Source organism: Streptococcus lishijunsis (genome assembly GCF_047290665.1).
Lineage (GTDB): Bacteria > Bacillota > Bacilli > Lactobacillales > Streptococcaceae > Streptococcus.
Genome location: NZ_JBLBUC010000008.1, coordinates 35657 through 47913, shown reverse-complemented (window position 1 = coordinate 47913; position 12257 = coordinate 35657). Strand labels below are relative to the sequence as shown.

At 41.3% G+C, this 12257-nt stretch carries 10 protein-coding genes; 5 read left to right on the top strand and 5 right to left on the bottom strand.

Annotated features, from left to right (window positions below):
- Positions 1 to 47: 47 nt before the first annotated feature.
- Both ACLN19_RS04815 and ACLN19_RS04810 read right to left on the bottom strand, forming a co-directional pair.
- On the bottom strand, positions 48 to 410 hold the full coding sequence (locus tag ACLN19_RS04815) for a DUF1033 family protein (RefSeq protein ID WP_413383860.1): 363 nt from the start codon (positions 408 to 410) through the stop codon (positions 48 to 50).
- 154 nt (positions 411 to 564) lie between these two features.
- Positions 565 to 1857 (bottom strand): adenylosuccinate synthase, encoded by a 1293-nt coding sequence (locus ACLN19_RS04810; RefSeq protein WP_413383858.1) that lies wholly within the window; start codon positions 1855 to 1857, stop codon positions 565 to 567.
- A gap of 210 nt (positions 1858 to 2067) precedes the next feature.
- Between ACLN19_RS04810 and gshAB the strand changes: the two genes are divergently transcribed.
- From gshAB to dusB, 5 genes are all read left to right on the top strand, one after another.
- Complete coding sequence (gene gshAB / locus ACLN19_RS04805) at positions 2068 to 4320, top strand: bifunctional glutamate--cysteine ligase GshA/glutathione synthetase GshB (RefSeq protein ID WP_413383855.1); 2253 nt, start codon at positions 2068 to 2070, stop codon at positions 4318 to 4320.
- Positions 4321 to 4478: 158 nt separating this feature from the next.
- Positions 4479 to 5339: a hypothetical protein gene (locus tag ACLN19_RS04800; RefSeq protein WP_413383853.1), complete on the top strand. Its 861-nt coding sequence runs from the start codon at positions 4479 to 4481 to the stop codon at positions 5337 to 5339.
- A 1-nt stretch (position 5340) separates the two neighbouring features.
- On the top strand, positions 5341 to 6606 hold the full coding sequence (locus ACLN19_RS04795; protein WP_413383851.1) for a toxic anion resistance protein: 1266 nt from the start codon (positions 5341 to 5343) through the stop codon (positions 6604 to 6606).
- Between the two features lie 86 nt (positions 6607 to 6692).
- Complete coding sequence (hslO, locus tag ACLN19_RS04790; RefSeq protein ID WP_413383849.1) at positions 6693 to 7565, top strand: Hsp33 family molecular chaperone HslO; 873 nt, start codon at positions 6693 to 6695, stop codon at positions 7563 to 7565.
- The gene (dusB, locus tag ACLN19_RS04785; protein WP_413383847.1) at positions 7552 to 8535 is read left to right on the top strand and encodes a tRNA dihydrouridine synthase DusB; all 984 of its coding nucleotides are present in this window, start codon (positions 7552 to 7554) and stop codon (positions 8533 to 8535) included. The genes hslO and dusB overlap by 14 nt, the downstream gene beginning before the upstream one ends.
- 24 nt (positions 8536 to 8559) lie before the next feature.
- Here the strand turns inward: dusB and perR are convergent, their stop codons facing one another.
- The 3 genes from perR to polA all read right to left on the bottom strand — a co-directional run bounded on the left by perR (position 8560) and on the right by polA (position 12234).
- A complete protein-coding gene (gene perR, locus ACLN19_RS04780; RefSeq protein ID WP_413383845.1) occupies positions 8560 to 9021 on the bottom strand; it encodes a peroxide-responsive transcriptional repressor PerR in 462 nt (153 codons plus the stop codon).
- A 124-nt stretch (positions 9022 to 9145) separates the two neighbouring features.
- Positions 9146 to 9574: a CoA-binding protein gene (locus tag ACLN19_RS04775; protein WP_413383843.1), complete on the bottom strand. Its 429-nt coding sequence runs from the start codon at positions 9572 to 9574 to the stop codon at positions 9146 to 9148.
- A gap of 11 nt (positions 9575 to 9585) precedes the next feature.
- On the bottom strand, positions 9586 to 12234 hold the full coding sequence (gene polA, locus ACLN19_RS04770) for a DNA polymerase I (protein ID WP_413383841.1): 2649 nt from the start codon (positions 12232 to 12234) through the stop codon (positions 9586 to 9588).
- Positions 12235 to 12257 lie beyond the last annotated feature (23 nt).

Genomic DNA, 12257 nt, shown 5'->3' with positions numbered 1-12257 from the left:
TTTTCAAAATAAACAAAAAAATCAGCTACTGTAACATAGCTGATTGATTAACCTTTAAGTTGGCAATTTTTTTGAGGGGTTTTACAATTCTTTCTAACCAAACTGTCGCGATGGTACTTACTAGGGAGAATCTCGCCATCTTCTAGGAGCAGTAAAGAATGATATTGCTGCAAATAATCACCGCAAGGCTCGCACCAACGTGTATCCTCTTGGTCCCAAAACGCTGTCAAAAAGTCCTTGTGACTGTCATAACAGCAATAACTCTCACTTTCTTTTTGCCACTGAGATTCATAATAACGAGCCGCCTCCTCAAAATCAGTAAAAACTTTTTGAGAGACGATATCATCTGTCCACCCATCCAGAAACCACCACGGCTCCCAGTCACCGTACATTTTAATTACTTGATACATAAACATCACCCTTTTGGTTTATTATAACCTAAACAGTCTTATTTTGGTACCATTTTGTTTAAAAATACAGATTATCCCTTAATTATACACTAATAGTTGCTATTAGAGTAGGTATTATCGAAAAACCGCAAGACAAGCTCACGGTTTTCTATCATCAAATGCTGCTCCAAACACTTTCTAAAATGTTGGTTTGCTCACGTCCTGGACCTACAGAAAACGTCGAGATACGCACACCCACTAACTCGCTGATACGACGAACGTAGTTACGAGCATTTTCAGGTAACTCTTCAAGACTACGGCAAGCAGTAATATCTTCTGACCAACCTGGTAATTCTTCATAAATAGGCTTACAACGCTTGAGCGCTTCTAGACTAGCTGGGTAATAATCAATACGCTCTCCATCTAAATCGTAAGCAATACAAATCTTGACCGTATCAAGACCAGACAAAACATCAATCGAATTTAACGATAGATTTGTAATACCAGAAACACGACGACTATGACGCATCACAACTGAGTCAAACCATCCGACACGACGTGGACGTCCTGTTGTCGTACCATACTCGTGACCCACCTCACGAATACGATCACCCACTTCATCAAAAAGTTCGGTTGGAAATGGACCATCACCAACACGACTGGTATAAGCTTTACATACACCTACAACCTTGTCAATCTTACTTGGACCTACTCCTGAACCGATTGTCACCCCACCTGCGACTGGGTTTGATGAGGTTACAAATGGATATGTCCCTTGATCAATATCAAGCATGACACCTTGCGCTCCTTCAAAAAGGACGCGCTTTCCACCATCAAGAGCATCATTTAAAATAACAGATGTATCTGTTACGTATTTTTTAATTTCTTGACCGTAAGCGTAATATTCCTCAAAAACAGCCTCAAAAGCAATAGGATCTGCATCGTACATTTTTTCAAAGAGACGGTTTTTATCGGCTAGATTAACCTTTAGACGTTCAGCAAATATATCGCGATCCAAAAGATCGGCAATGCGAATTCCCACACGTGCAGCTTTATCCATATAAGCTGGACCAATACCTTTGATGGTCGTTCCAATTTTATTGTCACCCTTGGCTTCTTCTTGAAGGCGATCCAGTTCAATATGATAAGGTAAGATGACATGAGCACGATCTGAGATACGTAAATTCTCAGTGCTTACCCCTTCACCATGAAGATAGTTCAATTCTTTAACTAAAGATTTGGGATTGACTACCATACCATTGCCAATCACTGAAATCTTCTCTGGAAAGAAAATCCCTGATGGAATGAGATGCAATTTAAACTTTTTACCATCAATCACAATTGTATGTCCTGCATTGTCGCCACCTTGATAACGCGCAATAACTTCGGCATCTGCAGACAAAAAGTCTGTGATTTTTCCCTTACCTTCATCTCCCCACTGGGTACCTACAACTACTACTGACGTCATATCTTAAACACTGGGCTTTACTGCCCAATCCTTTCTTAGAAAACCATGGCAGGAATCTCACCTGCAAGTTTGTCTTACACTCCATTATAAGCAAAATCCACTCTTTTTTCAAGAATCCATAGTAAAATCGTGTCTTTTTCCCTACAATGAGTTACACTATGAGATAGGAATGATATTGTTTAGACAACGATGATAAATGAGGAGACGACTATGACTATTGATGGCTTACTACAAAAAGCAGACAAGCGTTTAGCAATTCTTGAGGGGACTTTTGGGCTTGAGCGTGAATCTTTACGCATGTGTCAAAAGACAAACCATGTTGCTAAAAGCGCGCATCCAACAACGCTTGGCTCAAGAGACTACCACCCTTATATCCAAACCGACTTTAGCGAGGCACAACTCGAGCTTATCACACCTGTTGCCTCCTCAACAACAGAATGCCTTAGATGGTTAAAAGCTATTAGTGACGTTGCTTACCGCTCTATTGATAAGGATGAGTATCTCTGGCCACTATCTATGCCTGCTTGTCTCAATGAAGACGACATCGACATTGCTCAGCTGACAGACCCATCTGACTATCAATATCGACAATATCTCGCCAAACAATACGGCAAAACCTTACAAAGTATGTCAGGTATTCATTTTAACATAGCACTGGATACAGATATTCTTGACCAACTCTTTATACTAAGTGACTATGAGGATAGAACTTCGTTTCAAAATGAGCTATACCTCAAAATAGCGCAGAACTTTCTACGTTATCGCTGGTTGCTAACCTACCTTTATGGCGCTAGTCCTATTGCTGAAAAAGGCTTTCTAAAGACACCATTAACCAGTCCTGTACGCTCTATACGCTCTAGTCACCTAGGATATGTCAACCACAAGGACCTGTCTATCTCTTATGAGTCTATCAAGGACTACGTTGAGACACTCACACAAAGTGTCTCAACGGGGCAACTTATCGCTGAAAAAGAACACTACTCTCCTGTGCGCTTTAGAGGACAAAAATCATGTCAAAGCTATCTGGAGTATCCTATCAGCTATCTGGAATGCCGCTCTTTTGACCTTAATCCTTACACACCGCTAGCTATTAGCCAAGAAACCCTAGATACGACTCATCTTTTTATATTAGCGCTCCTATGGCTTGATAGCCCACAAGATATCACAAAAACATTGATAGAAGCAGATCAACTCAATAATCTTATCGCTTTATCACACCCGCTAGAAGCCCTTCCAAAGACGGCTCCTGTTGATGAGATTATCACAGCTATGTCAGCAATTATCACAGCCTTTGGGTTAGATGATTATTACCAAGACTTACTCAACACGCTTATCAAGCAAGTTAATCACCCTAAGCTCACCATAGCAGGGCAACTTCTAAACGAGATAACAGAGCATTCCCTAGAAGATTTTGGCAAGCGTATCGGTCAAACCTATCATGCTGACGCCTTTAAGGCACCCTATGCGCTGAAGGGCTTTGAACATATGGAATTATCTACGCAGATGCTTATGTTTGATGCTATCCAAAAAGGGATTAACCTTGACATCTTAGATGAAGATGACCAATTTTTAAAGCTATGGCACCACAATCACATCGAATGGGTCAAAAATGCTAATATGACTTCTAAAGATAACTATGTCGTCCCTCTAGCTATGGCTAATAAAGTCGTCACTAAGAAAATATTGGCTGAAAAAGGCTTTAAAGTCCCTCTAGGTAAAGCCTTTGAGCAAAAGAAGGACGCCCTTAACTACTATACACATATCAGAGATAAAGCTATTGTTGTCAAACCAAAATCGACCAACTTTGGCTTGGGTATTTCCATCTTTAAGAAAGCATGTTCATTTGAAGATTACGGCAAAGCTCTTGATATAGCCTTTGCAGAAGATAGTAGTATTTTAGTGGAGGAATACATCGAAGGTACCGAGTATCGTTTCTTTGTCCTTGACGGTAAATGTGAGGCTGTACTATTACGCTTACCTGCTAATGTCGTGGGAGATGCTAAGCATACAATTGCTGAATTGGTCGCCCTGAAAAACCAAAACCCTCTACGTGGCTACGACCATCGCTCTCCCCTTGAAATCATCCAATTAGGCGATATTGAGCGTCTTATGCTAGCACAAGAAGGCTATAATGTCGATAGTGTCGTAGAAGCTGGTGTTAAGGTCAATCTACGACGCAACTCTAATATTTCAACAGGTGGCGACTCTGTCGATGTAACCGATACTATGCCAGACTATTATAAAGACCTCGCTAGCCAAATGGCAAGTGCTATGGGCGCATGGGCCTGTGGTGTTGACCTTATCATCCCAGATGAACACCTCAAACACCCTGAACAGAAAATCCCTGCAACCTGCATCGAGCTAAACTTCAACCCATCTATGTACATGCACACCTACTGTCAGGAAGGGCCTGGTCAAGCTATCACACGTAAAATTTTAGATAAACTCTTTCCAGAATGCTAAGAAGTCTAGGTCATTGCCTAGACTTCTTTCTTCTTATCTTCGTATCATAGACATGATTATAGAGATAAATTCTTTGACACAAGAAGGGTATGAAAAGTTGTCTAATCCTATTTTTTAAGCTACAATAAAGACAGATTAACAAAAAAGTGAGGAGATCTATGTCAAAACGTTCAACCCAATCTAGTGATAGTATCATCGGCACTATTATCTTTATCATACTTGTCCTATTTGTTCTCAAATTTGTTTTGCCTATCGGACTTCTCGCAGCTGGTGGATACGGTATCTATCGTATCGGAAAATACTACACCAACAAACACAAACAAATGACCTACCTAACCACTCAACAGCGTATAGAGACCCTACAAGAAAACATTCGCCAAGCAGACAGACGTATCAAAATGCTTGATAGACTCTGGGAAGACAAAGATTTTGAGCAATATAGCCAAAAAGCACAGCAACTGCTTCCTCAAATCAAGCAGATCCAATCCGAAATCAATACCTTAAGATCAGACATTGGAGAAGATACTTATCAACGTTTAAAACACCGCTCAGAAGCTGCTTACGATGATATCCTAACAGCCCTAGATGACCTCAAGCATCCCCAAAATACTTCTTATGATGAACCAAGCCCAGAAAAAGACGATCAAACAACAACTGACTTTGAAAAGCTTATCACCAAAGAAGCACCAGAGATATTAACCACTTATCAAAACATTCAAAGAGACCACAAGACTATTTTACAAAAGATTGAAGAAGCTGATAATAAAGAAGAGCTAGCTGCTCTACACCAAGTCAGTATGGAGCGCTTTGAGGATGTGCTTTCTGGTTATTTAAAAATCAAAGCTTCTCCTAAAGACTATTATAATGCTGAAAAGCGTTTATCCGATGCTAGAGATGCGCTGGTTCAATTTGACTATGATCTAGACGAGACCTTGCGTCAACTCAATGAAAATGACATGAAAGATTTTGATATTAGCTTACGCATTATGCGCGATCACTTAGATAATCAAGGAGATTAGGATGACAGATACCTTTAATTTTGATATTGATCAAATCGCTGACAATACGCTAACAAAAACAGATAAAACAACCGCCATTATCACAAGTGCTGACACCAGTCATACTGGGCAGGTTTCCTTTTTTGATAAGCTCACGCCTGAGCAACAAAAAGCCATCACTCAAAAAGTGCCTAGTCTTGTGGACACTTTTTTAGCTGACCAAAATGCACTATTAGACTTTGGTCAAGCTGCAGTTGAAAATGTCAACATCACGGTCAATCATATTCTTTCTGAACAAAAGAAATTGCAAATTCCTCAAGTGGATGATTTGCTACGCAATGCCAACCGTGAACTCAACGGTTTCATTGCCAAATATAAAGACGCGACACCAGCAGAGCTTGAAAAAAAGCAAAATTTTCTGCAAAAGCTTTTCAAACAAAGCAAAAACACCTTGCAGGAATTTTACTTTGATTCTCAGACCATCGAACAACGAATGGACAGTATGGCAGCCTCTGTCGTCAAGCAAGAAGAAGTTCTTGCGCGCAATATCGTCTCAGCTGAGATGCTCATCGAAGATAACAACCAATCTATTGAAAACTTGGTTGGTGTCATTGCCTTTTTAGAAGCTAGCCAAAAAGAAGCTACCTCACGTGCTAAGGCTATCCAAGAAGAGCTGGATATGCTTGATAGCACTATCCCTGACTATCAATTCAAAAGTAATGAACTCGCCCATACCACCGAGGTTATCAACACTCTTGAACAACAACATACAGAGTATCTAAGCCGTCTCTATGTTGCTTGGGCAACCACTCCCCAAATGCGAAATCTCGTCAAAGTTTCCTCTGATATGCGTCAAAAACTAGGTATGTTGCGCCGCAATACCATCCCTACGATGAAACTCTCTATCGCACAACTCGGTGTCATGCAACAATCTATCAAATCAGGAATGACAGCTGATGCTATTGTCAATGCCAATAACGCAGCGCTCCAAATGCTCGCAGAAACCAGCAAGGAAGCCATCCCTATGCTCGAAAAAACAGCTCAAAACCCTACGGTCTCTGTCGCATCCGTAACGGCCCTTGCTGAGAGTTTAGTTTCTCAAAACAATATGATTATCGCAGCCATCACTAACGGACGCCAAAAACGAGCTCAACTTGAAGCGGCAGTCATCAAGTCAGCAGAAACTATCAACGACTCTGTCAAGCTCCGTGACCAAAAGGTTATCCAATCTCTACTCAATGATGGCAAAGACGTCCAAGAACAACTCAAAGAAGATACGACACCCTAACAATCCATAGTGACTATGGATTGTTTTTATAGGTATAGGAAAACCTCATTCATGCAAAATAAACGCTTTGTGGTATAATAACAAGTATGGATAAAATCGTTAAATCAATTTCAAGTAATGGTGCCTTTCGTGCTTATGTTCTAGATTGTAGTCAGAGCGTCGCTGAGGCACAGGAAAAACATCAAACGCTATCAAGTTCTACCGTAGCACTTGGACGTGCGCTCATTGCCAATCAAATGCTTGCTGCCAACCAAAAAGGTGATAGCAAAATCACCCTCAAAATTATCGGTAATAGCTCATTTGGGCATATCATCTCTGTCGCAGATACACATGGTAATGTCAAAGGCTACATTCAAAATGCGGGTGTTGACATCAAAAAGACAGCAACTGGCGAAGTCTTAGTTGGTCCTTTTATGGGGCAAGGTCAATTTATCGTCATCACTGACTATGGTACAGGTCAGCCTTATACATCTATGACCCCTCTAATTTCTGGGGAAATTGGGGAAGACTTTGCCTACTACCTAACCGAAAGCGAACAGACGCCTTCTGCTGTGGGACTCAATGTCTTACTCGATGACAATGATAAGGTCAAAGTAGCTGGTGGCTTTATGCTGCAGGTCCTTCCTGGTGCTTCTGAAGAAGATATCAAACGCTATGAAAAACGTATTGAGGATATGCCTGCCATATCAACCTTACTAGCATCTGAAAAGCCTATTGATGCTCTTCTTGATGCCATCTACGGTGAGGATGACTACAAACGCTTATCAGAAGACGGGTTGCGTTTTGCTTGCGATTGTTCAGCTGAGCGTTTTGAAGATGCCCTTGCTGCTCTACCTACGAATGACCTTAAAGCCATGCAAGAAGAAGACCATGGAGCTGAGATTACTTGCCAATTTTGCAATCAAACTTACACGTTTTCAGAAAATGACTTAGAGGAGATTATCAATGACAAAGCTTAATAGCTCTTTTTACATTGGAAATGTTGAAATTCCCCACCGCACCGTCCTTGCTCCTATGGCTGGTGTGACCAACTCTGCCTTTCGGACAATCGCTAAGGAATTCGGAGCTGGTCTTGTCGTTATGGAGATGGTCTCTGATAAAGGCATTCAGTACAATAACGAAAAAACCCTTCATATGCTCCATATTGATGAGGGCGAACATCCTGTCTCTATCCAATTATTTGGCAGCGATGGCGATAGTTTAGCACGTGCTGCTGAATTTATCCAAAAAAATACCAAGACTGACCTCGTTGATATCAATATGGGCTGTCCCGTCAATAAAATCGTTAAAAATGAAGCGGGCGCCATGTGGTTAAAAGACCCTGAAAAAATCTATAAGGTCATCAGTACCGTCAAGTCTGTCCTTGATATTCCTTTGACCGTCAAGATGCGTACTGGTTGGTCAGATAACAGTCTAGCCGTGGAAAATGCCCTAGCCGCTCAGGCTGCTGGTGTCTCTGCTCTTGCTATGCACGGACGCACCAGAGAGCAAATGTACACAGGTGTCTGTGACCACGAAACACTTGCCAACGTCGCTAAAGCCATCACAGAAATTCCTTTCATCGCCAATGGAGATATCCGTTCCGTCCAAGATGCTGCCTTTATGATTGAAGAAATCGGTGCCGATGCTGTCATGGTAGGACGAGGGGCTAGAAGTAACCCTTATATCTTTACGCAAATCAACCACTTCTTTGAAACGGGTGAAGAACTGCCTGACCTTCCTTTTGAAAAAATGCTAGCCATCGCTCTAGATCACCTCATGCGCCTAACTGATCTAAAAGGCGAAGCAATTGCTGTTCGTGAGTTCCGTGGCTTAGCGCCGCACTATCTACGTGGTACTTCTGGTGCTGCTAAAATTCGTGGTGCTGTCTCCAGAGCTGAGTCCGTCCAAGAAGTCAAAGACCTCTTTGCCACTTTACAAACATCGTAAAAAGACTGGTTATACCAGTCTTTTTTATCTATTTTGATCAAGCTGACACTCAGGACAAATCCCATAAACCATCAGCTGCATCTTTGTAATTTTAAATTGGGTCTGCTCATAGGCTTCTTGAGAGATATCCAAGATTTCCACATCCTTAAAATCAACAATTTTCCCACAAGACTCACAAATGATATTAACATGCTCATGCCCCATAAAATCATAATAAGTCGTACTATCGTTGCTGATCTTAATCTCCTCGACAAATCCTTCGTCCACTAAGACTTTCAAGTTATTGTAAACCGTAGCGAGACTCATGCTAGGATAGATGGGCAGAAGGTCTTTGTAAATCTTTTCCGCACTTGGATGCTCATCACTATCTACCATATAAGCGATAATAGCCTTGCGTGTCTCTGTGATACGCACATGTTTGTCACGCAAATGCGCTAAAACATGCTCATAAGCTCTATGTGATTTTGGTTTTAGTTCAACGTCCATCAACCTCCTCCTTTCCTTACGCGATGAGATAACATCTTGCTATAGCGTAACCCTCAATATCTTCATTATACCAAAAAAGTCAATACTTTGGGAATATTTCCTAAAAAAGACGACAGTTTACCTGTCATCTCATCTTGTCATATTCTATTTTAAGGCATTTATTCATTACAATCGCATCACGCTTTTGCTCTCGTAAAAGCTGCTCTGCTTCTTGACTTTCTAAGCCCAACTGTGCCCAAAATACCTTGGCGTCTGTTTTCAAAAAATCACGCGCTACATCTGCTAAAGCCTCGCTCGGTCTAAAAACATCAACAATGTCAAGGGCTACAGGACAGGTAGCTAGACTCTCATAAACAGGCTCACCTAAAATCAACTCACCGCTGTATCGAGGATTGATACCCACGATACGGTAGCCCGCTTCCTGCATTCGTTTAGCTACTTTATAGGCAGGACTCGTCTCACGAGGTGATAAACCCACCACTGCAATGGTCTTTGCTGACCTCATATAGTCATCAATAACGGCTTTCGTTGGATTGGTAAAATGATAAGTCATAAGCGGCCTCCTTACTTGGCTTCATACCACGTTTTGCCATCGCTCTCATCAGCAATCAAGGGTACTGATAGAGATATAGCAGACTCCATAGTATTTGTCACTAGCGTTTTAATAGCCTCTAGCTCGTCTTGTGGTACTTCAAGAACAATTTCATCATGCACTTGAAGCAACATCTTAGCCTTAAAGCCACCCTCTTTCAACTCTTTAGCAAGATTGATCATCGCAATCTTGAGAATATCCGCTGCTGAGCCCTGTATTGGTGAGTTAATCGCCGTTCTCTCAGCAAAATTTCGAATGTTAAAATTACGTGAATTGATATCTGGGAGCTCTCTTCTGCGCTTAAACAAGGTCTCTACATACCCCTTATCTTTTGCTTCACGGACCACACGCTCCATATAATCCTTGATGCCTGGATAGCGCTCAAAGTAAGTCTCAATGTACTGTTTTGCAAGCTTTCGGGAAATACCTAGGTTATTTGATAATCCAAAGTCTGAGATACCATAAACGATACCAAAATTGACAGCCTTAGCATTTCTACGGTCATTGGCTGTGACATCTTCAGCCTTGTCAATACCAAAGACACGCATAGCTGTTGATGTATGAATATCAGCTCCTTCGTTAAACGCTCTTATCAAATGCTCATCGCCTGAGATATGCGCCAAAACTCGCAATTCAATCTGTGAATAATCTGAGCTCAACAAGACAGCATCAGAATGCGACGGCACAAACGCCTTACGAATCTGACGTCCTGCCTCTAAGCGGATAGGGATATTTTGCAAGTTAGGATCAGCACTTGAGAGACGACCTGTCTGTGTCAAATCCTGCACATAGCGAGTATGAATCTTACCATCATCTAAAATGAAATCCTGCAAACCAACAATATAAGTCGATTGTAATTTACTAATCTGACGGTACTCTAAAATCTTAGTAACTAGAGGTGAAATTGGCGCTAAGCTCTCTAAAACATCAACTGCTGTCGAATAGCCTGTCTTGGTCTTTTTCGTCATCTCAACAGGCAAGCCTAACTTTTCAAAAAGCAAAATCCCCAATTGCTTTGGTGAATTGATATTAAAGGTCTCACCTGCCAAGTCATAAATCTCAGCAGTCAGCTGGTCAATTAGGGCTTGATTGTCCTTTTCCATCTCTTGGAGCGTCTCTTTTTTGACACTGATACCTGTGATTTCCATGTCGGCAAGGACTTCTGCCAAAGGCTGCTCAATATCAAATAGCAGACTTTCTTGCTCATGAGCTTTTAATTGTTCTAACATAGGTGCCTCAGACATCTGCAAGACTTTCACTTTTTTAGCCAGATGAGCTAGTAAAGTATCACTATCAGGGAGGCTTAGCTTGGCACCTTTTCCGTAGATTTCCTCATCGGTCTCTAATGGTAAATCTGTATAGAGCCTAGCAATCGTTGAGACAGTATTATCCTCAACCGTCGATAGCAAATATTTCGCTAACCTACTATCAAAAGAAACACCCTTAGCTTTTAGTCCCAAATGGCTCAACAAGACCTGACTTCGCTTGAAATCATAGGTTTTGATAGGTTTTGACAAGGCTTTTTGAAATACCTCTGTCTTTAAGAGCTCAAGGTTTTGAGACGCATAAATCTGCTTGTCATCTCCCCAAGCAAAGCCAACTATCTCCTCAAGATGATAATTATCTCTTAACGTCTCAACGTAATAAAAGGTATCCTCTGAAAACATATCGGCACTCACATCAGCTGCGTTTTCAACTGATTTATAAGCAACCTCAAATGTAGCCTTGCCTTCACTATCGTCACCTAAATCCGCCTTGAACTGCTTAAAGCCCATCTCATCATAAAAAGCTGACAGTTTCTCCTTATCAGGACCTTCATAGACAATGTCCTCAAGACCAATGGTAATGGGCGCCTTGGTGTCGATAGTTGCCAAAGTCTTTGATAAGAAAGCCTGCTCCTTATCATTGATGAGATTTTCCTTCATCTTAGAGGCTTTCATACGGTCAATCTGCTCGTAAATCCCCTCCAGACTACCATACTCAGCCAAAAGTTTTAGCCCTGTCTTCTCACCGATTTTAGTGACCCCTGGGATATTATCAGACTTATCCCCCATAAGCGCCTTTAAGTCGATAAATTGACTAGGCGTAATACCTAGCTTATCCATGAGATAATCAGGCGTAAACGCTTCAAATTCTGCCACACCTTTTTTAGAAATCTCAACAACTGTGTTATTATCAGTCAACTGGATGAGGTCTTTATCTCCTGAGACAATGGTCACTTGATAGGTCTTCTCATCTTCAGCCAATTTATCAAGCGTACCGATAATATCATCTGCCTCATAATTGACCAAATCATAATAAGCAATCCCCAAATGCGTCAATAAGTCCCTAATATAAGGAAGTTGCTCCCGAAACTCATTTGGTGTTTTAGCGCGACCTGCCTTATAATCACCATACATCTCCGTACGAAAGGTTGTTTTTCCAGCATCAAAAGCCACTAAAATATGGCTGGGTTGGACACGCTCCATCAGATGATTGAGCATGAGATGAAAACCGTAGATGGCATTGGTATGTAAGCCGTTGGCATTTTTGAAACGGTCAATTTGATTATAAAGCGCAAAAAAAGCACGAAAAGCTACTGAAGAGCCGTCAATCAATAATAATTTTTTCTTGTTTGTCATGCTTTTATTATACCATATTCTTC